The 26,390-nt window shown below is 43.1% G+C and carries 20 protein-coding genes and 2 tRNA genes; 11 read left to right on the top strand and 11 right to left on the bottom strand.

Annotated features, from left to right (window positions below; translation table 11 throughout):
- Positions 1-57: 57 nt before the first annotated feature.
- From ACFOTD_RS02325 to ACFOTD_RS02340, 4 genes are all read left to right on the top strand, one after another.
- On the top strand, positions 58-480 hold the full coding sequence (locus ACFOTD_RS02325; RefSeq protein ID WP_378115326.1) for a hypothetical protein: 423 nt from the start codon (positions 58-60) through the stop codon (positions 478-480).
- A 130-nt stretch (positions 481-610) separates the two neighbouring features.
- Positions 611-686 (top strand) — tRNA-Val (locus ACFOTD_RS02330).
- 128 nt (positions 687-814) lie between these two features.
- Positions 815-1,990, top strand: a complete 1,176-nt coding sequence (locus ACFOTD_RS02335) for an acyltransferase family protein (protein ID WP_378115328.1) — start codon at positions 815-817, stop codon at positions 1,988-1,990.
- A gap of 150 nt (positions 1,991-2,140) precedes the next feature.
- Positions 2,141-3,070, top strand: coding sequence for an S-layer homology domain-containing protein (locus ACFOTD_RS02340; RefSeq protein WP_378115330.1), 930 nt, complete (start codon positions 2,141-2,143; stop codon positions 3,068-3,070).
- A 68-nt stretch (positions 3,071-3,138) separates the two neighbouring features.
- Here ACFOTD_RS02340 and ACFOTD_RS02345 read toward each other — a convergent pair whose 3' ends face one another.
- Positions 3,139-3,891, bottom strand: coding sequence for a uracil-DNA glycosylase (locus tag ACFOTD_RS02345; protein WP_378115332.1), 753 nt, complete (start codon positions 3,889-3,891; stop codon positions 3,139-3,141).
- A 90-nt stretch (positions 3,892-3,981) separates the two neighbouring features.
- Here ACFOTD_RS02345 and dat point away from each other — a divergent pair, with 90 nt between their 5' ends.
- Positions 3,982-4,827 carry a D-amino-acid transaminase gene (dat, locus tag ACFOTD_RS02350; RefSeq protein ID WP_378115334.1) on the top strand — a complete coding sequence of 282 codons (846 nt, stop codon included), beginning with the start codon at positions 3,982-3,984 and terminating at the stop codon, positions 4,825-4,827.
- A 46-nt stretch (positions 4,828-4,873) separates the two neighbouring features.
- Here dat and ACFOTD_RS02355 read toward each other — a convergent pair whose 3' ends face one another.
- Positions 4,874-5,041 (bottom strand): hypothetical protein, encoded by a 168-nt coding sequence (locus tag ACFOTD_RS02355; protein ID WP_378115336.1) that lies wholly within the window; start codon positions 5,039-5,041, stop codon positions 4,874-4,876.
- A 221-nt stretch (positions 5,042-5,262) separates the two neighbouring features.
- Between ACFOTD_RS02355 and ACFOTD_RS02360 the strand changes: the two genes are divergently transcribed.
- Positions 5,263-5,793: a YdhK family protein gene (locus ACFOTD_RS02360; protein WP_378115338.1), complete on the top strand. Its 531-nt coding sequence runs from the start codon at positions 5,263-5,265 to the stop codon at positions 5,791-5,793.
- Between the two features lie 145 nt (positions 5,794-5,938).
- Here ACFOTD_RS02360 and ACFOTD_RS02365 read toward each other — a convergent pair whose 3' ends face one another.
- Together ACFOTD_RS02365 and ACFOTD_RS02370 are read right to left on the bottom strand one after the other, a co-directional pair.
- A complete protein-coding gene (locus ACFOTD_RS02365) occupies positions 5,939-6,148 on the bottom strand; it encodes a KGG domain-containing protein (protein WP_378115340.1) in 210 nt (69 codons plus the stop codon).
- 273 nt (positions 6,149-6,421) lie between these two features.
- Positions 6,422-6,496 (bottom strand) — tRNA-Leu (locus tag ACFOTD_RS02370).
- A 367-nt stretch (positions 6,497-6,863) separates the two neighbouring features.
- Between ACFOTD_RS02370 and ACFOTD_RS02375 the strand changes: the two genes are divergently transcribed.
- From ACFOTD_RS02375 to ACFOTD_RS02385, 3 genes are read left to right on the top strand one after another with little or no spacing between them, the layout of a single operon-like run.
- Positions 6,864-7,490: a hypothetical protein gene (locus tag ACFOTD_RS02375; RefSeq protein ID WP_378115342.1), complete on the top strand. Its 627-nt coding sequence runs from the start codon at positions 6,864-6,866 to the stop codon at positions 7,488-7,490.
- 23 nt (positions 7,491-7,513) lie between these two features.
- Positions 7,514-7,702 (top strand): hypothetical protein, encoded by a 189-nt coding sequence (locus ACFOTD_RS02380; RefSeq protein WP_378115344.1) that lies wholly within the window; start codon positions 7,514-7,516, stop codon positions 7,700-7,702.
- A 37-nt stretch (positions 7,703-7,739) separates the two neighbouring features.
- Entirely contained in the window at positions 7,740-7,955 is a 216-nt protein-coding gene (locus tag ACFOTD_RS02385; protein ID WP_378115346.1) for a hypothetical protein, read from the top strand.
- 960 nt (positions 7,956-8,915) lie between these two features.
- On the opposite strand, the gene ACFOTD_RS02390 is transcribed toward ACFOTD_RS02385, so the two are convergent.
- From ACFOTD_RS02390 to ACFOTD_RS02400, 3 genes are read right to left on the bottom strand one after another with little or no spacing between them, the layout of a single operon-like run.
- Positions 8,916-9,398, bottom strand: a complete 483-nt coding sequence (locus ACFOTD_RS02390) for a hypothetical protein (protein WP_378115348.1) — start codon at positions 9,396-9,398, stop codon at positions 8,916-8,918.
- Positions 9,399-9,428: 30 nt separating this feature from the next.
- A complete protein-coding gene (locus ACFOTD_RS02395) occupies positions 9,429-14,081 on the bottom strand; it encodes an RHS repeat domain-containing protein (RefSeq protein ID WP_378115350.1) in 4,653 nt (1,550 codons plus the stop codon).
- A gap of 13 nt (positions 14,082-14,094) precedes the next feature.
- Positions 14,095-16,854 (bottom strand): glycoside hydrolase family 78 protein, encoded by a 2,760-nt coding sequence (locus tag ACFOTD_RS02400; RefSeq protein ID WP_378115352.1) that lies wholly within the window; start codon positions 16,852-16,854, stop codon positions 14,095-14,097.
- 579 nt (positions 16,855-17,433) lie between these two features.
- Here ACFOTD_RS02400 and ACFOTD_RS02405 point away from each other — a divergent pair.
- Both ACFOTD_RS02405 and ACFOTD_RS02410 read left to right on the top strand, forming a co-directional pair.
- Positions 17,434-17,952 carry a DUF4365 domain-containing protein gene (locus ACFOTD_RS02405; protein WP_378115354.1) on the top strand — a complete coding sequence of 173 codons (519 nt, stop codon included), beginning with the start codon at positions 17,434-17,436 and terminating at the stop codon, positions 17,950-17,952.
- Entirely contained in the window at positions 17,937-19,064 is a 1,128-nt protein-coding gene (locus tag ACFOTD_RS02410; protein ID WP_378115356.1) for a hypothetical protein, read from the top strand. Before ACFOTD_RS02405 ends, ACFOTD_RS02410 begins: the two co-directional genes overlap by 16 nt.
- 333 nt (positions 19,065-19,397) lie before the next feature.
- Here ACFOTD_RS02410 and ACFOTD_RS02415 read toward each other — a convergent pair whose 3' ends face one another.
- From ACFOTD_RS02415 to ACFOTD_RS02430, 4 genes are all read right to left on the bottom strand, one after another.
- On the bottom strand, positions 19,398-19,580 hold the full coding sequence (locus ACFOTD_RS02415; protein ID WP_378115358.1) for a helix-turn-helix domain-containing protein: 183 nt from the start codon (positions 19,578-19,580) through the stop codon (positions 19,398-19,400).
- A gap of 328 nt (positions 19,581-19,908) precedes the next feature.
- A complete protein-coding gene (locus ACFOTD_RS02420; RefSeq protein WP_378115360.1) occupies positions 19,909-20,610 on the bottom strand; it encodes a YfjL-like protein in 702 nt (233 codons plus the stop codon).
- 63 nt (positions 20,611-20,673) lie between these two features.
- A complete protein-coding gene (locus ACFOTD_RS02425; protein WP_378115362.1) occupies positions 20,674-25,584 on the bottom strand; it encodes an RHS repeat domain-containing protein in 4,911 nt (1,636 codons plus the stop codon).
- Positions 25,581-26,387, bottom strand: coding sequence for a hypothetical protein (locus tag ACFOTD_RS02430; RefSeq protein WP_378115364.1), 807 nt, complete (start codon positions 26,385-26,387; stop codon positions 25,581-25,583). Before ACFOTD_RS02430 ends, ACFOTD_RS02425 begins: the two co-directional genes overlap by 4 nt.
- Between the last annotated feature and the right edge of the window lie 3 nt (positions 26,388-26,390).

Here is a 26,390-nt window from a genome sequence, read left to right on the forward strand (position 1 = left end):
CCCCGTTTAAAGTCAGGCTCTCCTGCTCACAATAACATCCGAAGGAGGGAATTCACCATGTTAAAAACTTCTCGCCGCAACGCGCTGCTCGCAGCGACGCTGCTGCTGGCGCTCGCCTCCCCCACGATGGCAGGCAAGGCCAGTGCCGAGACTCCGGCCGGAAGCGATCCCGCAGTCTCCCGGCAGTCTCAAACGCCCGCTGCTGCCGCGCCGGTACCGAACGCAGAACGCGTGCACCGCGAAGGTCATCACCACGGCCGCAAGCACCAGCGCCGCCTGAACGACATGGCCGAGGTTCTGGGCATGACGCCGGCTCAGTTGATCGACGAGCTCAAGAAAGGCAAGTCGATCGCCCAGATCGGCAAAACCAAAGGCATGAGCGAGGATCAGCTGATCGACAAGCTGCTCGATAAGGAACGCGTCCACCTCAAGCAGCAAGTCAACCGCTCCTGGACTGCCGAAGCCAAAAAAAATACGTAATGCGGCCGCCTCCAAATCGCGGGTCGGCGATCAGTCGACTCGCCGATTTGGAGCTTCGAATATTTTTTTTCAAAAACACTTTACACGGCGATAATCTTCCTCTATAATCAATCAAGTCGCCACCAAACATGATCTGATAGCTCAGCTGGGAGAGCACTACCTTGACAGGGTAGGGGTCACAGGTTCGATCCCTGTTCAGATCACCATACTTAACGACACAGAGTTCTCGATTCGATCGAGAGCTCTTTTTTATTTTCGAATCGCAAACCAGCGTTGACAATCTTCGGAAAATGATACAAAATGTATCCATCATCTCTTCGGAGGAGCTTACTTAATGAAAAATCGTTACTTACAATTGGATGCGCTTAGAGGGTTAGCCGCGGCGATTGTCCTGCTTGGGCATGTTTACGCGGTTCATGCGGAGCATTCGACATGGGAAACCCTGCTCTTCGACTCCCCCTTTTCCCCATTCGCTTTTCTTTTGAACGGGCATGCGGCCGTCATCTTCTTTTTCGTGCTCAGCGGCTTCGTCCTCTCCCTGCCCATTCTCGGCAGCCGGAAGGTCGCTTACGGCAGCTATATCGTGAAACGTTTTTTCAGAATATATGTGCCCTATATCATAAGTATCGCGGCTGCAATACCTTTGCTGGCCTTCGCCCCCAAATTCCAAAGCGACCTGTTCGCGCCCGCATACAATGCCAATTGGACGCATTCGCTCACCGCCAAAGAAATCGTCAATCATGCGATCGCGATCGGCCCTTTTAGAACCGTCGATTTGAACGGCGTAATCTGGACGCTCGTCCATGAAATGCGGATCTCGATTGTCTTCCCTTTCGTTGTCTTGATCTTAATGGCCCGTAAATGGGGAGCAACCTTAATGGCGCTTCCGGCGCTATCCGTATTGTCCGCACTGACGATCTCATATGCCCATATCAACGCAGGCGACACGCTTCATTACTTGTGCTTCTTTATTCTCGGCATGCTCATCGCCAAATACAAAAGCGAGCTCATCGATTTTATCGGCAGACGCCTCGCGCATATCCGTTGGGCTTTATGGATCGCCGGTTTTGTCGTTTATAATTACAGTTATTTCGTCGCGAAAAGTCTGGCAGGCGTCCAAGCGACGTTCCCTTATGGTTGGATGGCCGGAGACTACTTGTATGCTGTCGGCGTGTGCGCCCTTCTCGTCTTGTCCCTCTCATCGCCCCGGGCAACCTTTTGGCTTACGCGCAAAACGCCTGTTTTTCTCGGTAAAATTTCGTTTAGCCTGTATTTGTACCACTTCCTGATCCTGCTCTCCTTTATGCATTATTTCTATGGCCGCGCCTCATTTTATCTCTTACTCCCTTCGGCGGTCGCCATATCCTTCGCCGCGGGTTACCTGGGCTATAAATTTATCGAGCTGCCATCAATCGAGCTGGGCAGACGAATCGCAGGCAAGTTCAACGGCGGGACGAAGAACAGGGTCCGGCTTCGAAATGACGGGAAAGAAAATCAAGCCGCAGTCTGAGGTCCAATGTAGATATAGCTTTATTTCATGACCGCTAGCGACCTGAAGCCCTTGAGGCTTCCTTTTTATTTGCTGCAACCTTTCGCCGCACGCTTGCGTTTGAGTGGTTGACCGTTCGGGAAAAACAATCCATACAAGGAGGACACGATTATGAAAAAATCGTACAAGAGCTTGTTCGTTCTACTCGCCGTTTTGCTGTTCACCCTGTCCGCAAGCGGCTCCGCGTTCGCCTTCAACGATATTGACAAGGACGCCGGCAAAAGCTACATCGAGCAGCTTCAAAAGAAAGGCCTGATCAAAGGCGACGGCAGCGGGATGTTCAAGCCGAAAAGCGCGCTTACTGCGCAATCGGCCGTCTTGCTTATCGTGAACGGCTTCGGGCTCAACATCGACAACATCCGCTTTATCAAGGAGCCCAAAGCAAGCGACTTCTTTACGAAGGTCAAGGACGACGCGTATTATGCCAAAGCCTTTATCATCGCCAACCTGAACGGCCTCGAGATCCCGCGCGACATCGACCCGAACGGCAAAGTCACGCGCGAGCAATTCGCGCACTGGATTTTTAAGGCGATCAGCAAGAAGGGCGATTATGCCTGGATCGAAATGTACCAAACGTTCAAGGACGAAGATAAGGTCACGAAAGGCTACATGGATAGCGTCCAAAAGCTTCTCGTCGGCAAAATCGCGTCTCTCGACAACGGGAAGTTCCGTCCGAAGGACGCCATCACCCGCAGCGAAGCCGCGGTCATCCTCGCCAAGGCGCTCGCGTTCGTCAAAAACACGCAGCCCGTGCCGCCTGCGGAGCCCGAGCAACCAGCCTCTCCGCTGACTGAAGTTAAGCTGACGACCGAAGCGTACGGCAGCGAAGCGACGAAGGTCACGATCTCCGCCCAAGCACCGCATCCTGGCTACGGCATCGAGATCACGAACGTTGCGTTTAAGGATAAGCAGGCAATCGTAACCTATCGGGTCGTCAAGCCCGATCCGGAGAAATTCTATCCGCAAGTGATTACGACCGTCAGCGCGTCCGTCTATGTAAGCAACGCCTACACCCCCGTTCTCGGCGGCGCGGCGAAATAGTACCATTCCGTACAAAAGAGCCGCCCGGGAATCCCCCGACGGCTCTTCGTTTTTTTGCATGCAGCGATTTATTCCCGCCCGGTCGTATCGATTCTCTCCGCCGACGCCGCCGTCTCCCGGCGCATAAGCTCCCGCTCTCCAGCCGCCAGCTCGGGCACGCACCAATCGATCGGCTCAAGACCGGCTTGCTCCAGGTATTCGTTCGCTTTGGAGAAAGGCCGGCTGCCAAAAAAGCCGTTATGGGCGGACAAGGGGCTCGGATGCGCCGAAGCGATCACGAAATGCTTGCGATTATCGATAAATGCCGCCTTTTTCTGCGCATGGCTACCCCACAAGATGAACACGAGAGGCTCCTCCCGCTCGTTCAACGCCGCTACGACGGCGTCGGTGAACCTCTCCCAGCCTAGCCCCTTATGAGAGTTGGCCTCGCCTTCCCGCACCGTTAGTACCGCGTTGAGCAGCAGGACGCCCTGCTTCGCCCAATACGACAAATTGCCGTGGGGTGGAACCGGGCATCCGAGGTCGCTCTGAAGCTCCTTGAAAATATTGCGAAGCGACGGCGGCTGCTTCACGCCCGGCAGTACGGAAAAGCTGAGACCGTGCGCCTGCCCCGCACCGTGATATGGATCCTGCCCCAGGATGACCACCTTCGCATCCCGATAGGAAGTCAGATGAAGCGCCTCGAAAATATGGTGCATGTCCGGGAAGACCGTCCGCTCGCGGTACTCGGCCGCCAATTGCGTTTTTAACGTTTTATAATAGGGTTTGCCCAATTCGGGCTGTAGCAGGGACTCCCAATCGTTTTTGAACACCGCTGGCATGAGGCACGCCTCCTGATTTATGATAGCTATGAAGCGATTCTATTATATCAGAATCGATCTGTTCGCCCAAAAGGAAAAGGAGCTGCGCCCATGACTTCGATCTACTGGCACGACAACGCATTCCTGCCCGAGGAGGAAGTGCGAATCTCGCCGCATGACCGCGGCTATAATTTCGGAGACGGCATCTACGAGGTGTTCCGCGTTTATGGCGGCCACTTGTTCGAGGCCGAAGCGCACTTCGAGCGGCTGCGGCTCAGCGCAGAAGGACTTAAGCTGGCGCTGCCCTGGGGAATCGACGGACTGCGTGCGGCAATGTTCGAGTTAGTGGAGCGGAACGCGCTGTCCGAAGGCACGGTATATTTGCAAATCACGCGCGGCGCCGCCCCGCGCAACCATCTCTTCCCTGCCGGCGCCGCCCCCGTCGCGCTCGCTTATACGCGGGAGGTATCGCGTCCCGTTCAAACGATGGATCAAGGGATATCGGTCGTCACGCTCGAGGATATCCGCTGGCTGCACTGCAACTACAAGACGCTTAACCTGCTGGCCAACGTACTCGCGAAGCAGGAAGCGGCGGACCGCGGAGCCGCGGATGCCGTTCTGCACCGGGGCGGCACCGTTACCGAAAGCAGCGCTTCTAACGTTATGATCGTCAAAGACGGCACGGTTATTACGCATCCCGCGAACAACCTGATTCTGCACGGCGTCACGCGCGCCGTGGCGCTTCACCTGGCGCTGGACGCGGAGATCCCTACCCAGGAGCGCCCCTTTTCTCTGGACGAGTTATACGAGGCCGACGAGGCGTTCGTGACGGGCACGACCGTGGAGATCACGCCGATCGTAGCCGTGGACGGCCGCGAGGTGGGAGACGGCAAACCGGGCCCGATCACGCGCAGGCTGCAGCGCGAGTTCGCAGCCGCCATCGGACTGGGGCAATAATAAACGGCTCCGCCGCGCATCAAGCGCGAACGGAGCCGTTCCTTTATTAAACCTCGATGCTGAATACGACATACCGGTTCAGCTGCTTCTCATCCTTCTCCGCCTTCTCCACGACCCTGTAAGAATCGGCGCCCTCTTCCTGAATGACGAAGTACGACCGCTCGTGCTCCCTGAACAGTTTTTTGGCCAGATCGATCGCATATTGCTTCATCATGCCGTAATACCCCGCTTCCTCTTCACTTCGCAAAGGACTGCTTATTCATTACCCTTTCATCAATTCAACGCCGGAGTCGGATTTCCTGCCGGAATTAAAGGATGCGAGCATGAACCGTTTGCAATTGAATTTGCAATTGAATTTGCAATTGAATTAAAAATGCATTTTAATATACCCATGCAGGGTATGGTATATTATAGTTAAAAAAGGAGACGTACATGATGAAAAAACGGTTGGTTATCCTCGGTTTATCAGCTTCACTCGCATTAAGCGGCTGCGCGAACGGCGATGTCGAGGGCGGCATGAAAGGCATGCACCACCAGTCACATTCCAGTTCTACAATCATTCCGAACTTAAAGGAAGCGCATGCCCCGGCGTTCCCGGTCGGAAGCAAGATTACGATTCATTCCGATCATATGGAAGGGATGAACGGCGCCCAAGGGACCGTTTCCGGTGCGTACGCAACAACGATATACGCGGTAACCTACAAGCCATCCAAGGGCGGCAAGACCGTGCACGAGCACAAGTGGGTCATCCAGGAAGAGATAAAAGATGCTGGCGGGAAACCCTACGCCCCCGGCGATACGGTCATCTTAAACACAGACCATATGGCAGGCATGATGGGCGCCAAGGCCACCATCGATCTCGCCGTGGAGGGGACGGTCTATTCAGTAGACTACCAACCGACCTCCGGCGAAAATACGGTAAAAGATCATCGTTGGGTAACGGAAGACGAATTGTTCGCCGGATAAATTCATCACCGGTTTAAATTGAGCTCGAACTTATTCAGACGTTTTCGGCAAAATAGCAAAGCGCCGAATGCGGAGGCCGCATTCAGCGCTTTGCAGGTCATGCTATTTTACGATTGCTTGCATCCATTCACATTGGATCGTTCGATCAGGAGCGTCCGCCTTTGCGGCCTGCCTCTTCGCGGCTCATGCCGTCGCGATCGTCGCTTTGGCTGCGGTTGTTGCTGCCGCCGCGGGCTTCGCCGCCCTTTTCTCCGATTTCTTGGTAAAAGTCCCTGTCATGCGCCCTTGAAGTTGCTTCTCCACCCATACGTCCTGCTTCCTCGCGGCTCATCTTGTTGTCGTCGTTGCGTGCCATTCAGAATCACTCCTTTGGGTTTATCGGGCTTGCCTGCCCACGGTATATGTACCCGTCCCAGGTGAGCCTAAACGAAAAATGAGAGCTTTCTAACGACCATTTGTCGGGTGTGACCGGATGTAACGCAAACGAAAACGCTCCATTTCATGCAGTCGCGAGATACGCGAATGAACGAAATGGAGCGTGTTGATAGTCGTATGTAGGATTGCATTCGTACCGTAAGACTTCCGTTGTCGACAACGTCAACCCCAGCAGTCTATTAAAACAAAATGCCGAGGACGGGGGTCGAACCCGTACGATGGTCACCCATCGCAGGATTTTAAGTCCTGTGCGTCTGCCAATTCCGATAAAAGCTTGATAATACTCCATCTAACTACTTATCTTTTCACTAGCAACACAGGATCAAATAATAACGCTCCATATTTTTACTGAAATCATGTGTGCTACTTTTACAGTTTAAATGCGCTTTTTCATATTGTCAATTATCACTTGGAGTAGCCTTATTGGGTAAAGGGTGCTAGTCCACTATCCCGAGGTCCTCTAAATAACTCTGATTCATACCCTTTCTTCTATAAAATTTAATAATTACTTTATTTATTATATTATGGAATGAGGTCTATTATAATTACACTATTATATACTGCGTTTGGTATTATTTACTTTTTATTCTAGTTGATATATAATCACCTTGACTTAATAAAACGTGGGGGTTTTTATGATTAATAAATATTTAATAGCACCTTGTTTATTGGTTATCGATGAATTTAATTTTAAATTTGAAGGTGCATCAAGAAATAGAATAAAGGAATTTGCAGATCTAGAATTTAGTGAAGCTAATTTATCGCACATGTTGGGTGGACACTTTGGTCGTATGGCAAACTACAATTATCAGAACCGTGATCTCGTTATTAAACAAAAAGATTTTATGATTGAATTTAAATACCTCAGAAATTTTGCAACTAGCTTTAATACAAGATCGAATAAAATGCCATGGAAAGATGCTTTTCAAAAGGACTATAACTGGTTATGCGGTGAATTAAATAAAGGATACAAAGGAAAACGCGCATTTGTTCTTGGATGGTTTAACATTGGGGCTTTTAACACTCTAATGCAAATAGGAACTGGGAAGGGACAAACACCAGACTTTGATTTGGAAAAAACTCGACTTCTTCCATTTATTAATGCAGGAAAAAATAAAACTTCCCAAGTCTACTATAACTATAAATTCGCATATGAACCTCTCCCCGTTTTTCCATTAACTCCGTTGAAGTCATCCAGTGGTATCGATTGTATTTTTCTTGGATGTGAAACAGATAAATTTCATTTTGCAATTTATTATTAATCCTTGTACTTGAGGAGACCATTATGAAGAAAATAGTTAAAGGTAGAATTCTCACCAACAGGACTGTGAAAGGTAAGTTTTTAAAAAAGGCACATCCAAAAATTAATGATTTGCTAAACCTTCCAGGTGAAACGATCAGCAAAGAACGCGCTAAAGAGTGGCTGAAAGAAATTGAAGACATGCGCAATGAATGGGACTATAAATGGGACTAATGAGGTCTTAATCATTGTTAAAAGGGAGGTTATTGTTATGAAAAAAGTAAGGATGATAATGCTTTGCGCAAACATTGCAATTTCCACGGAAGTAATATTAGAAATGATCGTAGGCATTAAACAGAAACCGCTAACGATAGCTTTAGTCGCTTTAAATGTTGCAATGATCTTGACCCTATATAAGGAAGAACTCAAAGAGCTAATCAAAAAGATAAAAGGCGATGATGACTTTACTGGTGGTAACTTCGGATAGTTCACTATACCTAGTTGATCTTCCTATTGTACATTGCCGTAGCGAAAATAGTCATAAGGGAAGCGGTGATAAAAATTAAACCAGCAATTGCTTCAATTTTTTAATATTGCAGTTGACATTCTGCGGAGTGATGTTTAATAGACCGTTCATTAAATTGCTAAAAGACCAGTTAAAGTAAGTGAAGAAGAGGACTATACATTGGAGAACTACAATTTCAAAATTGCATTATACACACCTATATCGTAGAAAACCTAAATATCCCTCCCCTCATCCCCTCACAGAAGTCCGAGAGTATTCATTCATTAAGTAGAAGTCCATCACTTTGATGCAAGTGGGTTCCAGTCCAAAATTCTTTTCAACGTTAAAATGCAGCCATAGCGTTTCACTTTCAGACGATCACCGATTACGGATCATCGCACTGTTATAGCTGTTCTCCAGTTCCAGTCTCTTCAGTCCCTCCCATTTGTCCATTCGTCTCTTCCATCCGGTTTCGTCGTTCGTCGAAGCGAACTACCTAAACAAAGGAAGGAACAGCGAAATTCGGGCTGGAATACACCCCATCGAACTGGAACATACAGGAGAATTAACTCATATAACATTTCTTTCGGGGACAACAAAGGCATAAAGGGAGGAAGGCAGCCGTGGTTACAGCACTTTAACGGCGCTCAGACGCCATAACGGGCACCAGACAAGCATTCGGTTAAGAAGAGGCCCCCAAATGGCGACATCGGGATGCGTAAGCGTCTTTATTCGCCATTCAGGGGCAAAGAAGGTATTACGTCAACTTTAGTTTTCTTATTATTTTCGCTATTCTCGGAGACTCCAGATTGATCTGTCCCAATATGCCCGAACTACAGAAAAATAGAATGCAGCGTGTGAACTTAGAGCGATACTCCAAAACGGAAAACACATTAAAGACACATTAGTGTAGTTTCAATCTCAGTTCAAACTGATTACGCATCACTTACTCTTTGCGATAATTGTATAATATGTTACACCATCAATTATATTTTTTTTGCAAGTAAAAATAGCATTGTCAAGATTATAACCCGCACTACTTTGATCTTTCGTGTTTCCATCAAACAAAATCTGTAATTCCGATCCCTTTTCTGGGTTATAAGGAATCTTTTCCTCAAACACAATTTTATTATCCAAAACAAATATTAAACCACTCATTAAGTCAGTGCTACCGTTATATTCAAAACCAAGATGATTACTGACTTCTTTATTGGAACTCCCAACTTGAAATACAACCAGCTTATCCCACTCGAAACTGGTAACTCGTTCCATAGAAATGGTACATTCTGTGCGCTCACCACATTGACTATCTATCTCTTTTATTATTGATTTTGAAAGAGTTTTGTTATCCCTACATCCTCCTAAAAGCAACAATATTATGATAAACAAGCACTTGAAAACAAAGAACTTTGATTTTATAGGCATAGCTTATCCACCATCTTTCAAGTAAATTAACTATTTAAACTTAGCTGCTTGTACCGGATCAAATCCATTATTATCAAGCGATTGCAATCTCGCTAATGCCTTTTGGAATTGTTCGGTAGTTAGTTTTTGTTGGACAATCTTGAATGTTCCATCAGACTGTTCTACAGCCACATAGAGGCCAATTTCGTAAAAATAATGAAGTGTGGCAATTGCAATGGATTGTCTCAATGATTCTTCATCCATATATGATCCGATTGCTCTCCCAGCATTGTTGTTTAGCAAGTCAATTACTTTATCAGCTTCAGCTATAGAGCTAAAACTTGTCGAAGCTACATTTAAATTTTTTAGTAAATTGGGATTGTCTTCGTGAGCGTCACCGACTTCTTTTGCAATAGACTCACCAAATTGCACAGTAATCATCGCTTGCCATAACGCATGTCTGAATGCATTAACTTGCGAACCTTCGTGTGCATCATTTTCTGACAGTCCTAAGTAATTGGTAGAAAATCTTACAGCAACATTTGTAATATCCTTTTTACCTTTTCCGGGATCAGCTTTTCCAATTGCGCTTGCGATAAATGGATGCCTTGCAGCAAACAAAGCAGTTCTAGTTTTGGCACTTGAATTTCCTGTGGGATCGACTTTGATTAAAGGGTTATTTTCCACATACGTATACAAATTCAACGTTAGCGGATCATCTACCTGCCCCTCATTTGTATCCTCATTGATAAACCGTCCCAAGCTTGGATCATACCAACGCGCTCGCAGATATTGCAATTTCGTTGAACTATCCGTCATCTCCCCCGAATACTTGAATGGTTGAGCTACGGTCTCCATTTCAGAAGTAATATTACCGAAGAGATCGTAAGCATAACTGTTCAATCGCGTATTGCCTGTGCTGTCTCTGAGCTCGACGACATCGCCGTGCCCGTTTTGAAGATAGTAAGCCTTCGCCTGTTCGTCTTGGCGTGCGATGAGTCCCTGACCACGGATGTAGCGTGCTTTAAACGTAGCCACTCCACCGCTAACAGTCGCTTCTGCAGCTACCTGGTCTCCGTCCCAATAGTAACGCGTCGTCTGCCCGTTTTCGGTTCGTTCCCAGAGCAGCCCGTCGCCATTATACTTGTACGTCACGGTTCCTGTTGGCGTGGTCACGGAGGTCAAGCGATTCCATTTGTCATAGACATTAGCGGTTCCCGGGCTATCGAACAAATTGCTGGAGGTCATACCCGTACGGTTGCCCCTGCTGTCATAGGTAAAGGTTTCGCCATATTGGCTCGAATCTTGAATTCGGTTCAGCGGATCGTAGCCAAACGTGCTTACCGTACCGTTTTCCGTCCTAGTCTTTTGATTCCCATTGTTATCATAGGTATATCCAAATTGATTGACAATCGTACCATCGGCTTTTTTCTCGATTAATGAGCCGATCTGCATACCATCATACGCAAAGGTGGAGACGAGACCGTTTTTCTGAAACTTCTGCTTCGTCAGATCATTTTGAAAATAGTTGTATTTCTCTTCCGTATCATTCGTAAAGTCGAGAGATGATGCGACCGCGGACAGACGGTTTTTTGCATCATACTTATAATAGGTGTTATAGCCGAACGGGTCCGTCATGGCAATCCGATTACCGACGGCATCGTAGTCGTATTGGATCTTGCGAGCATCCGGGAAAGCAATGCTGGTTAAGGAGCCGTCTGCCGCATAACCATAGCTGGTCTGACCCGTCGCATCCGACATCGTCGTACGCTTCCCGGCTTTGTCGTAGCCAAATTCAATTACTTCCTCACCTGCGATAGCCTCGCCATCGATATTGGTTATCTCACGCTTAGTCAGGAAGTTCCTGTCATTGTAAGTATTCTTGGTCCATACCGTTTTACGATCGAACGTTCGGATCAAGTTGCTGTTCTTGTCGTAATAAAACTTCTCGATCTTACTATTTGAATCCGTCGACTTAATCAAGCGGCCGATCTCATCGTACGTCTTGGCTAAGGTCTTGGTATCCGGATACGTAATCAGCTTTAGATTGCCGAGGGCATCGTACTGATACGAAGTGGTCTCACTCTTGGCGTTCGTCACGCTCGTCAGATGTCCAAGAATGTCATACGCGTAAGAAGTCGTATTCGTTACCGCCAGATTGTCGGAAGCAGACGTGACGTTGCCGACATAGTCGTAGGCATACGTAGCCAGCGTTACAAGTGGCGCCCCGGTCGTCTTCGCCTCTTTTTTGGTCAGTACTCGCCCCAGCTTATCGTAGGTTTCCTCAATGGCGTAGCCCTCTGCATCTGTACGCTTGGCCTTATTACTCAGATCATCATAGATCATGGTCGTGATCGCCGATGAGACGGGCGTGATGTTACCCTGTGCGTCATAAGCGAACGTTGGAGGAGAGGTCACTTTATTCTGCCGGCTCCACTGGTCGTAACCGTAAAAGGTATCATTCCCCAGCGCATCTTCGGAGGATAAGAGTCGACCATTCGCATCATAATCGTATCTGGCTTTCGGCTTATAATCGCCATTAACGATAAAGCCCTCTTCGATCTTTCTGCCAACTGGATCCCAACGCGTGTAGACTTTGACTCCCGCCTCATCCGTTTGCTGAATCTCGTTGCTGTAATCATAGTATTGAATCTTAATGTTGCCGTTGTCTGGTTTAACGGCACCAACCGTACGTCCTAACGCATCGTACTGATACGTTGTCACTTTGCTGTTGCCGTCTGTATAACTGGATAGAGTTCCATCGGCTGTATTGTACGCATAGCCGGCAGTAATCGTCGTTGCTATGCTGTCCGCGTCACTGACAATAACACTGGTACTTGTCGGATAAGCACCCAGATAAGGAGCTGCCGTGTTGTACCCGATATTCGCAATGGAATACTGGCCTGCTTCGCGAAGTACCTTGAGCTGCGTCACATTGCCGTAGGTATCAAATGTGTTGTTGAGCGTCTCTTGCAGCACGGGTCCAGTCGCATTTCCGTTCCGGACACGCGTTGCAGTAACCGAGCCATATGTGGCGTTTCGCACATATTCGGTGTACTGCGTTTGCGTCGCGCTGATCGGTTGAGATACGCCGACCAGCAAGTGGGAAGTCGTGTCATAGGTGTACGTTGTCTGTATGCCGTTAGGGTCGGTGGCACTTAGGACATTGCCGTAATCGTCATAAACATTGCTCGTCTCGATGACGTAACTTCCCGCTGAACCTGATTCGCTTGTGGTCGTCTTGGTCTGAATGGGTACAGGCCAGTTGCGGTAACGCTCGTACGTGTAGTCCGTGGCGTTTGAATACGTCTTCCCGCCGTAGTTCGATACCGATACGATATTCGTATTGTAAAAGACCGGCGGCTTGTTCTCGTCAATGTAGTCCTTCTCATTGGTAAAGGTCGTTTCGGACAGACCATCGTTCAAAGCTACCGTAAAGGTCAGGTCTGCATTGTATGCCGAACCGATATCTCCGCTCGGATACGTGACATTGGTGACATTGACGGTTTTGACGCTGTTGTCCCATTGGATGAATTGATCCTTACGGGATTTGATGCGGTAAACCTCATTAGTCGCATTATAATCTCCGATTTTGCGCACAATCGGCGGCATGTACTCGAAGATCGTCTTTGCCCCAGTGGGATAGGTAATCCCTGTGAGAAGAGCGTAGGGATTACTCGCTGGTGTAGCCTGATCATATAAGGTAAACATGGCGTTCTTCAGATCATAATCGTACGTAGTAGAGCGTCCAGCTACATCAACGACTTGAGTCAGGAGTTCCTTCCCGTTTTGAGTCGACTTATAATAGACCACTTGCCGTGTTCCTTTGGTTAAGGTCACTTGCGATGCGGAATAGGTAATCGAGATGCTATTGCCGATCGCATCCGTAATGCTTGTGAGCACCGTCCCATATGTCGCATCGGTACTATAAGCAAACTGAACTTTATTGTTGTATGCGTCCGAGATCTGAATCAGTCGTCCGTCTGCATTAAAGTATTGATTGACTTTTTGAATCGACCGGAGGACATAGGCAGACGTCGAGCCCGATACCGTCACGGTTGTATCCGTGGCGAAGGTCAAGTCTTTCCATGGATAGCCCATCAATGAAAAATCCGAACCGAGTTTGAAAACACCTGAACCTGCCAGATGTAGATACTTGGTCGATTCAACTGTTTCGATAAACGAGATATCCCAGGTCCAGCCTTTGCCGATCGGAAATCTCTTTTCTTCCGCCGGCGGCACAGTCACATTGTAGCCGTACGACATCGACATTTGATTAAGCTGAGAGGCATCGCTATCATATTTACGCACAAGCGTGAATCCCAACCCGTTCCGTCCGGGTAGGGAGAGATCGGCTACGCTCTGCGATAGGCTGCCTGAGAGCGTAGAGATGCTCTCCTGTCCAAGGTTAATCGCAAAGGGGGCCTCGTCCGGCTTGGTTTTAACGAAGCTGTAGTCAGGAACGACTGTGCTCGCTGCAGTGCTAATCGCATAGTTCTTGTCGCCCAGCTCGCTGATGGTTTTACTTTTGGCCGAAGCTGACTTATTAATAGAATAAGGTGCCGGCTCGATCGGTGTCTCGGAGACGTCGATTAATCCCGTAGACGATGGCGTGGCTGCGAATCCCGCAGCTTCCGGATAAATTCCTGCAATTAGAGTTAACGTTATGAATACGGCAGTGATCCTGCCCCACCAGCTTTTCAACGCAAAATCCTCCTCAGTTTGTGATCGTCACGGTCTTGCCGGTAATATTGCCGTTAGCGTCGTATTGGTACGTCGTCGTATACTGCGCCGCTTGCCGGTTCAAGGAGAAGCCGTAGCTGGCTGTTGTACTGTAGCTGCCTCCGACACCAATGATCTTAATATAGTAAGTAGCACCTGCATTTACGTTATAGATGATCTCTTCAGCGAGTCCCGTGCCTCTGATGCCGGCCGCGATCAAGTTCATAGAAGCGTCATAGACGTAGACATCATAGTTTAGCCCCGTCGGTACGGTGAGTTTAAACTTTTCGACGCCAGCCGCTGTCGCAGTATACTTGTAAAAGTCGACGTCCGTAGCCGTGGAAATCAAAGAGGTATAGTTCTGTGCATAGCTGATTGGGTATGCTTGAGCCGTCGTGTCGTTCGGTTCATATGCGTTTGGCAAGACTAAGCTACGCATAGCCGCAGCAGACCATTCCAAACCGTCTTTTGCGGTTATTCTAAAGCTCCAGTTTCCGCTCGCCAAGGGAGGCGTCGTAAAAGACGTAGCATTGCCGGTAAGCGCACCAGAGTTGTAGGCTACCGTCGTCCAATTATCCTGCGAGCCCTGGATTTGATAATTGCTCTCTGCCTGTCCGTCCGCGTCGCTATATGTCCAGGTAAAGGTTAGGATATTATCAGTTACCTGTTGACCATTCGTATAAGAGGTAACGTTGACCGTCGGAAGGTTATTGACTTTAATATAGTACTTTGCCGAGTCGGCGGAGATGGCTCCTTTATTGTCTTTGGTGCGGACTAGCCAGTTGTATGTCCCGTTTCTGCTTAGCGTACTCGTAGGCACCGTGTAGGAGGCAACGCTGGAGCTCACCCATCCGCTATCGCGAATTAACGTAGTTCCATTGTAGATTAAGACCTGGTACTGTCCCTGCGTATCGCCGACATCCGGATCGGAGAAAGTCCAGTTTAGTGCAGGTGTTGTGGTGCCTACTAACGTAGGGGTTGCTGAATTGGTGCTGCCAGGGTTTAGTGCGGTTGGCGCATTTTGTACGGTGTTGTGTTTGATCGTAAATGTCGGGGATTGTACCCACGAGCCATAGTCGATTCCGTCAAACGGTCGAATACGAATGATTGCGTTCGTCGTATTGGCGATTGAACTAAAGTTATATGTGTAAGAGGATGCGCCCGCGGCGGTTAACGGAACGATATCGCTCCAGGTCGATCCCCCGTTGGAGGAGAGTTGGATATTGTACTTCAAGCTGGACTGTGGATCGTCCTGATCGATTGCGGCGTTCCAGGTAATGTTGTAATTAGAGTCGACAATGGTGCCGCTCTGAGGTGCGGTGATGGCGGCGGTGCCGGGGGCGTAGACGTTGTAGCCAATAATAATTTGTGCATAATTCGGAGTCCAATTGTCGTAAGTATAAGATGAATTTAATGAATTAGTGCTTAAATTAAATCTTATATAATCATTCGCATTGGTCACTTGATTAGAAGAGAACCATGCTTTAATAGGATTTGTGATATCAATGGATAAAAAGCCTTCTGTCCCTTGTACAGTAGTAGAGGGCATTGATCCAAATACTGCATTAGAGAGGTAAGGGGTAAAGGCATAATTCATATCTAAAGTTTGTGCTATTCCATTCCCATGGTATTTCATTGTCAAGGTAGCAAATTGTACCTTTGTTCCGTTTGTTGGAAAGGGATTCACATAGAACTCAATTATTCCTGTTCCATAATACAATCGATTCCACGAATCATAATACCTATAAAGAGAAAATCCTCCTCTATCAAAATACCCTTGATTGCCCGTTGGAGTGAAATCCCCCCCACTAAAAGCAATGTTACTATAGATTCCATTGTGTCCATAAGTAATAATTGTAGGATCTATTGTAACTGGGTATTTTAAATCAGTTGGGTCGAAGGACAGATCCAAAATCTTCTTGTTGCCTTCTATTCTAAACTTTTGCTTAACATTTTTAATGACACCGTCCTGGTCAATTAGCCATGGGGATTGAATCTCTAAATCATCAGTTTTCAGTGTTTCATCTAAGCCCTGAATTTCAAAAGAAAAAACAGTAGGTGAATCTGCATTTTTTAAGATAATATCTTCTTTTATTGCATTGTTTAAAACGGTGAGAGTAACATCAGTATTTTTCCAAACATTAGTATACTTAACGCTGCTATCATTGTAAATTGACCCCATGACAGAAGTAGTGTTGAGAGGAATAAACTTCACGCTAGAATTATTTTTCCCTACTGTATACCCATTGCTATATACCTTCGGAATAACTGCATCGTAAGGGACTTGTAAGGGCCTGTAGTTAGAATTCTTCCTGTTATTGAAATCCATTTTTTCAGATTCCATTAAATTTTTAAATGCGTTTGATATCTTTACATTTGACTTATATATGTTTGCTTCATCCGTTAATTTTGTATCAGCATCATGCCAGACTCCCTCATTATCCTGATAATAAGGTGTACCAGAAGAAATCTCTGCAACAAAAGAACCATCATTTAATTCGTAATGCTTACTGTTTTCGGATTGCAGTTCTTTGGCTTCTCTCTTTACCGTTTTTTTAAGTTCCTTTACTTTGGCCGATACTTCTGGTGAAATATTTGCCTCAATCGAATAAACTGACTTTTCAACTGATGTTCCATTTGCGACTTTCACCTCGCGTGTAGTGTTATTCGCCGCACCTGCAACATTGCTCAGAGCTGTAATAGTCAAAGACATAATGAGCAAAACCGAAATGTAAGATTTCCAAATATACCTCATGAATATACCGTTCCCCTTTATCGATTGATTCATGGTAGGGATTTAATCCGGCCCCCCCTCTTCCATCCCAGCCATGATAATTCATCATAAGATTAAAAAAGTGAAAAAATTGTCAAACTGTGAAGTTCGATAAAATAATTTTGACAGTTGTACAAATACGCGTCGATTTAGATAAGCTTTTATTTACAAAAAATATGCAATCACCTCATCATAAAAAGAACCGATTTGCACTGGGCCAACTCGATTCTTTAAGCAAATTGTTATACAGCGAATAATAGGAGCGATTGCTTTGTTACCGGCAAACTCCCCTTTCATATAGGTGGCATTCGTATGACAATAAAATAAATTTCGGTATGCTCATTTTCGTATACACTAGAATCTCTTCAACGAAAACTGTTACAAATTGGATTTTTTCGGAACATCTCCTTATTTTCGCGACCATTTTTTGTATCTTTATAGCTTCTGCGAGATAGCTATTAAGAAATCATGAAATTTGTCATATCATCCCTAAATATCAGGAAGGTTTCTTAAAAAATATGGAGAAATAGAAAGTAAAAGTTTTTTGAGGTGTAATTTCTTATGATTGAACAACACATTAAAGAAGGATTAAGCCGTGCTTATACTCTCGCGGTTGCACATAAGGCCGGTTTTAACTGTTCAAAGCCTGAGTATGATTATGGCATTGACGGTTCCATAAAAGATGTACAAATTATTAGACCAGGTAGGTATTTAGATTGTGGATTCAGTATTGACTACCAATTGAAATGCACCGTAAACGTAGAATATGAAAAAGACCACTTGAAATATGATTTAGAAGCAAAGACCTATAACGATCTAATAATTGAAGATGTAGGTACTCCTAGAATTTTGATTCTTTTTGTATTACCAAGTGACCAAAGTCAATGGTTAAATATTTCAACAAATCATACAATATTAAAAAATTGCGCATGGTGGTATTCATTAAAAGGAATGCCTCCAACGAATAACGAGAATACTATAAGAATACGTATCCCACTTGAGCAAATATTAACTGAGCATGCATTATCTGAGTTAATGAGTAAAGTTAGAAAAGGTGAGGAATTATGCAACCTAGCATAATAGAATTAAACAAGATTGTACGATATTTACTTCAAAATGGATGGCATCAAAATTACGATTTTCCAAATAAAAATATGTACGTCTTCTTTAAGTCTTTAAATGATGATCCAGCACAAGACACACGTACTCATGTTGTACTTCCAGCCAAAGAAACTTTCGTGGATTACCCTATTAAGCTGAACGATACACTTGAGTCGCTCAGTATAATTGAGGATCGAAAAATTAGCGACATTATTAAAGAAATCCTTTCTCCCAGTAGTGACAATTTAGAAATCAGAATTATTTCTAAGTTTTCTGAAAATGGAACAATCCCTCTCAATTATGCTTCTAGACTTATTCAAGGTTTAAAAAATTTAATTATATCCTCAGCCAACACAGAAGAAAATCCTCGTCCCTTTTTCAAAAGACCCTCCTTTCGCGCTAAAAAATTTGGAGAATTATTTAGCCTTGGTCAAACTAGTGTTGGTAGCTATATAGTGAATATTGAGTCAGGTTCATTAGAGGATGAAAATTTAGAATTGTATGTAGGCGAAGAAGGACTAACTACAGCACCATTCTCAAGAAGAATTGTTCAAAGAATTCATAACTCAATGTTACAGGTTAAAAAATTTAATCAGCCTAATTACAAGCTAGGTGATTATTTAAAAAACGGTTATTTGTTTGGTCTAAATGCGAACATTTGTGAAGCATTAATAGCACTCTTTAATGACGACGAGTCCGTAAAAATAGAGACCAGAATAAAATACTCTTCATATCTTGAAAAATCTAATGATTTTCCGGAATTTATACAATTCAACAATGCAGACTACCACACACTTAAAATGATTGCTAATGCTTTTAGAGAACAAGAAAATGAAGTGATGATTATTGAAGGTAAGATTTCTAAACTTAGTACAAAGGAGGAGCTCCAAAGTACAGCATACGGGGTTATAACCATTGACTATATTGAAGATGGCTCTAAAAGAAGTGTACGTGTTGAACTTAATGAAGACCAATATAAGGTAGCTTGTGATGCACATAAACTAGGTAAACGAATTCAAGCAATCGGGATATTGGATTTTAGTAAAAAATCATGGGAAATTGTTCAATTGGAGAAGTTTACTATCCTTTAGGAGATATCGAAATTTCAGACTGCAATTTCTTAGAATGTCGTATTCTTAAATCAAGTCAACAAGTTCCTTTTGAAAATTCGAGTATAATCATTTTTTTGGGTATGTAAATCGTGATTGGAGTTTCAAGTGTGCTATGTGGTCTTAAATAAGTCGTATTCTTAAATCAAGTCAACAAGTTCCTTTTGAAAATTCGAGTATAATCATTTTTTTGGGTATGTAAATCGTGATTGGAGTTTCAAGTGTGCTATGTGGTCTTAAATAATAGGAAATTAACTTTTTGGTAATAACCACTCCCCCCACTTAGTAAAAAAAGCCATCCATTCGGATAACTTTTTAAGCACTTCCTTGTTCGCTTCTCCGCTTAATTGCTCTGTATAGTGAAGCACGACTTATCCCTGTTAGTTCTTCAATTTCTTTAGCTGTATGACCTTGAGCATCATAAAGCTTCAATGCCTGCTCAACTTTTTTCTGATTGGAAATAGGTCTGCCGCCTTTCCTCCCCCTGGCTGCCTTCAATGCAGCTTGTGTCCAACATTTCGCTCAAACTCAGCGAATACTGCAAGCATTCCGAATAGAGCTTTCCTGGCTGCGGTGGTAGTGTCAATACTATCAAACTCATAGGAGTCAGATATTTGTAATCCGAAGTCGTTTCAGTTAGTGTCTTGTCTTATTTTATTGTAACTTTCGTTATTAATCCGTTGATTCTATTTATGCTTCATCTTATACTTCATCGTGAGCGCCTCTTATGTGGGATCTACTCTTTGCTAGAACGTTCTCCAATATACGAATGTCGCTTTTTTTGAAAACTTGATTTTAGCTATCGAGTTCAATTAATTGTAAGATTTCAATTTTTTAGATATGCCAATATTGAATGTTGATTATCAACACTAATCGCTTGGTTCCAATTCATCTTAAATGTCGCTAGTGTCTTAAACTGATCGTTAATAAAGTCGATTGTGATGATATTGAAGTAAACCCTATCTTTTGTTATTTCTTGAATAATTGAATTTAAATTTTCTATATCGCCCTCTTCATAATGCTTTTTAAGGGATATGTTAATCAGTGCTCTTTTCTCTTCTGTAAGTGAAGCTGCATAATCACCATACAAAGGTATTTTATAAACCGAGTTCTTGCCATGTGGAGGTTCTTTAGGAATATAGTTTTTTATAAGTATCGCATTATTTGTATAATATTTTCCAAATATGATTTTTACTTCTGACGATATTTCCTTATCCCAGATATTTCTATAAACATTGTCCTGTAACTTATTTGTTTGTTCATCTCGATACACGTTAAATATTTGTGTTTCATTACTTTCCATACTAATCGTTGCATAAAAAGCAGGATTTTTAATAGTTGAGTTTTTAAAACTGAACGTTATACTATTTATTTTGAACTCCTCTTCATAGCTGTTAATTAAATACTCTTGAACTGATTTTTTAAAATAATGTTTTCTAAACGGATCTCCGTAAAAAAAACTGTATACGAAATAGGAGCTAACAATTAAAACAAATAGCAAAGATGAAATATAAATTTTTAATTTCAAAATTCCCTCTCCTTCTCTATTTAACTGGGAGAAAGCGTTAGATAACACTCCCTCCCCTGTTCTTTAATGCTCCATTAAACGTTTTATTTGCAAAAAGTTTCTATTTGCATTTGCATATTTACCGTTTCTTTTATTATTTTCATATTTTTTCATTATATTAGACTGTGCCTTATAATTAGCTGCTAATTGTGCTTCATATTGTTCATGAGTATAGGCACGGTTATGAAATTTATTTACTAGATCCACATATGTTGTATTAGGTACTATCCCCCCTTTGCCAAAGTATTCAGCAAATGACATTCCAATAGATAATTTACCTGAAGCCAATCCACTAATTGTGGTAGTATTACAGTTACATTTAAACAGACTGTAATCTCCATTATCGCCAGCTTGGAAGTCAGCTTCATATTTTTTTGCCATTGCAGAAAAAATTTCATATGATTCATTGAAATCTCCTTCTATATAAACACTATGTTCATAAATAGGAGAAAAATTTCCATCCTTGTCCAACCCATTCAGCCAATCATTTAAGTTTTTTAAATTTATCAAAACTTTTGGATCAGTAATTGGAATCATTACTACAGCTTTATCACCGTAGTAGTAGTATGCCCATTCCCCCTTACTGTTTTGAACAAGCGCTGAAGTGTGACCATAACCAGCTGCACTAGTAGGCGCATTAATTACTATTGCATCATTACCACTAGGGTCGACATGTGTTAGTGGGTTATTTCCCACATAAGTATACAAATTCAAACTAAGCGGATTATCAATTTGCCCCTCATACGTATCTTTAGTAATAAACCGCCCCATGCTTGGATCGTAAAATCGTGCTCTGAGGTAATACAGTCCCGTTTCTGGATCTTCAATTTCACCGGCATATTTAAACACATTAGGGAGTGTTCCAGTCTGGGAAACCGTATTTCCCCATTCATCATATCGATAACTTTTAACCGGTTCACCAGTATTGTCAATAATCTGCACAACATCTCCGTGACCATTGTACAAATAATAATATTGCGATCCATTTGTGTCTTTACGCGTTAGTAGGCGATCGGGTCCCCACACATATTGACTTGTGACTTGATTGGATGCATTTGCTTCGGCTATGACCTGCCCATCATCATTATAAGTGTAACGAGTTGTTCCTGTTCCTGTAGTTTTTTTAGCTCTCAGCCCATCAGGTTCATAAGTAAAGTTAACTGTATTACTCCCTAGCGTAGCGCTAGTTAATCTGTTCCAGACGTCGTAATTATACGTACTGTTTGCTGAATTGTCATTCAAAACGTCTGTATTGCTTGAAGTCAAACGGTTTCCAAGCCCATCGTACGTATAAATATATTGACTTCCGTCAGGCCGCCAAATTGTCTCCAAACGGTTTAGTTTATCATACGTATAGGTGGTAGTACCTGTACTGTCCTTTATAGTCTTAATATTGCCATTGCCATCATAAGTGTAGACGTACTCACTTAAAATCTGGGGCCCTTTAAAATTGGTTAATTGCTTTAATCGCTTTAGTCCATCATAAACGTACACTGTCTTTAAAACGACGCCATTAGATAATGTAGGATATGTTATTTGTTTCAATGTACCATTCGCATAGTATTCGTAGACGGCATTTTTTGAAGTATCGTTAATATTTGCTGCAATTGCACCGTCAGTTTGTACCTTCTGCAATTGAGTTTTATTATATAGGTAGTTGGTAGCAAATGCCGTCTGATCGTTTTTGATTTGAGTTAGTCGATTAAGCGTATCGTACTGGCGGGTTGTGGACTGCGCATAGTTATCCTCTCCGGTATATTGTTTAGTTTTGAGCAATCCTAATGCAGTGTATGAATAAGCAGTCTTTCTCACCATTGCATTGTTTATTAGTTCTTCTCTCTTTTGTGGTCCAAACGGATTTTCGTTATAGTATGTTTTCTGAGTATAATTGCCTGCTGTTGCCGTCTTAAGATTGTTTAGCTCATCATAAAAATAACTAAATACCGTACCTAATGCGTCAGTTTTCTGCTCTATGTTTCCTAATGGACTTCGCACATATGATGATTTAGTCGTTGCAGTAGTGCCTTGAAGCGTTAGATCAAAAGCTTGATTCAGAGTGCCAGTTTCGTCATATTGCTTTTCAGTTACCCAAGTATTGTTACCATCCTTTTGTTGATTAGTTTTTAATTGACCAAGTTTTGTATATGTGTAACTAGTTTTTTGCATTAATGGATCTGTTACTTCAGTCAGTTGTTTAAGTTTGTCATAAAGGTAGCTGTAACCGGACCCATTGGGATCAGTGTAGTTAACTAGGTTGCCCACGATATCATATACATAACTTTCTTGTACAATTTCGCTTGTATCTGGCCAAATAGGATAAGCCTTTCGGCTCGTTGTATTTCCCCATACATCACTGTATGTTTCCAATCGATTTTCTTGTTGTGCCACATTTGTTGTATACGTGTTTAAATTGGCCTTATCAACAAAGAAAGTAGTTTGTTTCCGTTGTAAAATATCATTCTGCGTTATATATCTATTCCCAAATTCGTCTTCAATTTGAACCACTTCATCCCACGGCCCATAGTAATAGATATTCGTATTGTTTAAATCATCTATTACCTTAACGGGTCTTGATTGGTTGTCATACTGTACTTGCTTTTCATTTATCCATTTCGCTAATTCCGTATCAAGAACATTTTGACCCAATAATTGACCGTAAGTATTATAATACTGGTTCCGTTGTTGACTAATAGAAGTAACATTCGTTGTTTTATTAATTGCTTTTACATAGGAATACACTCTAAATGCCGAACGAACACCATTAAAGTTTACATTTATTTGAGGTGTATATTCATTTAACTGCTCCAGTTGATATTTAATCCCATCCTGTCCCGTGTATGCCGGCTGTAAGGTTGACGTTACACGTCCCAAAGCATCATACTTATAAACAGTTTCATTTAAAGCATTATCTTTAGCTGACTTTATTAGACCTAAAAGCATATCATAACTGTAGATATCTTTGGAAAAAGTGGATATGTTGTTCTTATCAGTATAAAAATTGCGAATTTCAGTAGGATAAGCATATCCCGCAGATGCACCATAATCTGTCTCCAATTTAGCGTTTTTTCCATTTTCAATCACTTGGGATTGTATGGTTGTTTGAACCTGATTGGTGGCATTTAGTGTATAGCTATAATTAACGGTATCAGCATTCGCGTTGGTTGCCGCCTTAAGACGCCCAAACCTTCCAACTCCATCATTGTTCAAGTTGTCATAATAAGAGTAGGTTTGAACAGTTGCATTTGCATCAGTTAAACTTGACCAGTTTGACGCTTTGGTTAGCCAGTGGTATGTTGGATGATACTCAAAGCGAGTTGTATATTTTTCTTTTGTTGTGGCATTTGAATACAAGGCCGTAGGTAATTGCAGTGTAGTGCTGGCCACTGGGCCCCAAGATGTATAAGTATTGGCTTGGTAGAGCTTTTCCCCCGCCACATTTGAAGAATTATAAATTTCATATTCTGTTGTAGTCGGTGAATATTTAAAATTGGGATCAAAGGCCGAATTTATAACTATATTTCGTTCTCCATTGCTAGCTGTCGTTTCCGTACGCGTCGGTTGCCGCTTACCATTAAATGTTGATTTCTTTTTTAAATTATTAATTTGCTTAGACTCCGAAGTGTAAATGTATGTTTCAGGCAAATTATCTGAATTCGTATAATCAGGAAATCCAGAAAAATCATTGGTATAATCGTACGTTATTAAATTTGTTTCTTCGGGAATCAAAGCGTTTTGGATATCAACTCTTGATTTAATTCGATAAGCGTAATATGCGCCGCTCGTCCCTAAATTTCTTGTCACCTTTTCATAATCAAATTGAGTCTTACTATTGTTGTACTGAATAGTCTTTAATAACAAGTAGGTTGAGGTTTCCCAGTTACCATATGGAAACTCTAATTGTTTATGCGTAAAATCAAAATGTGATTCTTGAAGTGAATATTCGTAGTAAGTACTTGTAGCTTGGACAGTATTATAAGCTTCGGTAACTCTCCATAGTTTCGGGCTGTTTCGATAATTAATAGTGTCGCCCGTTTTTGTGTATTGAACTGCATATGAAGAAGTCTTGGCAGGATCTTGAACAGATACGGTTATATTTTCCAAAGCGTTGACATTGCCATCAAGAGTATTTTCATAATTAAACGTAACAAGCCGACCTACCGTATCAGTAATTTGATAAGGAAAGTTATATTGGAGATCGTAGCCTGGTCGTTTCTGGTATGTAAAAATAATTTCGTTACCATTTTTATCTTTAACACCCATTAAATTTCCATAACTCGAAAAATAGTATTTCTTTAAGTTCTCGTCGGTAAATAAATAGTAAGATCGACCAAATTGTTCAGATTGACCATTATCATAGCTATAATCGAAGGTGATTTTTGCATCTTTATTAGGATAATCCTTTAATATCCCATCTGATGTAAATTCGTAACTAGCACCAAACCCATCGTGATAAATATTATTTTCAATATAGGGGAAGGAAAATGACCAACCTGATCCTAAATTAAATCGAGAATTCAGCTCAGTCTTAGGATTTAGTAAATTCATAATAGTCCAAGAGTATACTGGCGGTTGGCATACCGTATCAGTACACGACTGATACGCTGTCACGCGCCCTTCAGCAAATTTAGAACCTGCCTCGGCTTGCGAAGAATTATATATACGGCCAATATTAAGATCTAATCCATCTCGGCCAGGAAGAGAAATATCTGTTTTTTTAATCGTAAGCGAACCGCTTTGAGGGTCGATAGTTTCCTCCATTTGATACCTGTCGGCCAAGAAGGGTTTGTTAGTTTCATTTACTACCTTCGGAACGACAAGGCTATTGAGTGCGCCAGCGACTTCCGATGCAGTATCGGCATAAGCAGCTTGGCTACCCACACTAAAAAATAACAGAACACCAAGAGCTAGCTTGAGCTTTTCTAAAATCCTCTTCATTGCGCACTTTCCTCCGATCGCTGAACAGGCTCGTAAAGTTGGACGACTTTCGCAAAGAACTGGTCGCCGCCATCGTGGTAACCTTCGATAATTTCTTCAATCGTTAAATTAGCATACGATGCATACACCTTTAAAATTAACTCGGCCGTTTCTGCAGAATATGCCTGCTCTTCAACTTTTGAAGTAGTTAAAGGAAATGCTCGACTTTGCGTGTTATTCGCTGTTTCTTTCCCTATAAAGGATTCTTGCCGCACTTCGAGAGTTTTTGGAGCGTCAAGCTCGCCGTTTAGCCAAGCTTTGGCCAGCTCTATTCTCTGTTGTTGAAAACTCTGTCCCGCCTCTGCGTTTTGTAAGACTTCGTTAATCGGCAAGCCATAACTTTTTCCAATCACAGTTGCTTCTAACAAATCTTGAATCGTCATTCCTTTAGAGAACCAGTGTAAAATCTCTTCTTTAGAAAGTTCAATTTCATTTTCAAGAATGCTTACGCTTGTAGTTGTCAATTCGGACGTCTCATAGACTGATCCTGCAACACTTAATATGTCTAGTCCATAAACAGCATTCGCAACTGTAATTTCTATTGCCTTTGGTGGCTCATGATTTATTACCATTGGTGGAGGTGGAGTAGGTTCAACTAAAAATGATGATCCTTGCTCCTCTACTGGATTTATATAGTCTTTAATTTTATCTACTTGCGCTGTTGCATAACTAAATGAATCAAAATTAAACGATGAGAAGATTATTCCTAAAACTAAGGCTAGAATTAGCCATTTATTTCTCTTCATTTTTTTCACTCTTTTCATGTT

Origin of the sequence: Cohnella sp. GCM10012308 (assembly GCF_042649185.1) — a bacterium.
Classification (GTDB): Bacteria; Bacillota; Bacilli; order Paenibacillales; family Paenibacillaceae; genus Cohnella.

Coding starts and splice junctions, on each gene's coding strand:
- ACFOTD_RS02375 (WP_378115342.1), top strand. CDS start 6,864: ATGATTAATAAATATTTAATAGCACCTTGTTTATTGGTTATCGATGAA.
- ACFOTD_RS02335 (WP_378115328.1), top strand. CDS start 815: ATGAAAAATCGTTACTTACAATTGGATGCGCTTAGAGGGTTAGCCGCG.
- ACFOTD_RS02390 (WP_378115348.1), bottom strand. CDS start 9,398: ATGCCTATAAAATCAAAGTTCTTTGTTTTCAAGTGCTTGTTTATCATA.
- ACFOTD_RS02360 (WP_378115338.1), top strand. CDS start 5,263: ATGAAAAAACGGTTGGTTATCCTCGGTTTATCAGCTTCACTCGCATTA.
- ACFOTD_RS02340 (WP_378115330.1), top strand. CDS start 2,141: ATGAAAAAATCGTACAAGAGCTTGTTCGTTCTACTCGCCGTTTTGCTG.
- ACFOTD_RS02430 (WP_378115364.1), bottom strand. CDS start 26,387: ATGAAAAGAGTGAAAAAAATGAAGAGAAATAAATGGCTAATTCTAGCC.
- ACFOTD_RS02365 (WP_378115340.1), bottom strand. CDS start 6,148: ATGGCACGCAACGACGACAACAAGATGAGCCGCGAGGAAGCAGGACGT.
- ACFOTD_RS02425 (WP_378115362.1), bottom strand. CDS start 25,584: ATGAAGAGGATTTTAGAAAAGCTCAAGCTAGCTCTTGGTGTTCTGTTA.
- dat (WP_378115334.1), top strand. CDS start 3,982: ATGACTTCGATCTACTGGCACGACAACGCATTCCTGCCCGAGGAGGAA.
- ACFOTD_RS02400 (WP_378115352.1), bottom strand. CDS start 16,854: ATGAGGTATATTTGGAAATCTTACATTTCGGTTTTGCTCATTATGTCT.
- ACFOTD_RS02405 (WP_378115354.1), top strand. CDS start 17,434: ATGATTGAACAACACATTAAAGAAGGATTAAGCCGTGCTTATACTCTC.
- ACFOTD_RS02380 (WP_378115344.1), top strand. CDS start 7,514: ATGAAGAAAATAGTTAAAGGTAGAATTCTCACCAACAGGACTGTGAAA.
- ACFOTD_RS02355 (WP_378115336.1), bottom strand. CDS start 5,041: ATGATGAAGCAATATGCGATCGATCTGGCCAAAAAACTGTTCAGGGAG.
- ACFOTD_RS02325 (WP_378115326.1), top strand. CDS start 58: ATGTTAAAAACTTCTCGCCGCAACGCGCTGCTCGCAGCGACGCTGCTG.
- ACFOTD_RS02385 (WP_378115346.1), top strand. CDS start 7,740: ATGAAAAAAGTAAGGATGATAATGCTTTGCGCAAACATTGCAATTTCC.
- ACFOTD_RS02345 (WP_378115332.1), bottom strand. CDS start 3,891: ATGCCAGCGGTGTTCAAAAACGATTGGGAGTCCCTGCTACAGCCCGAA.
- ACFOTD_RS02410 (WP_378115356.1), top strand. CDS start 17,937: ATGCAACCTAGCATAATAGAATTAAACAAGATTGTACGATATTTACTT.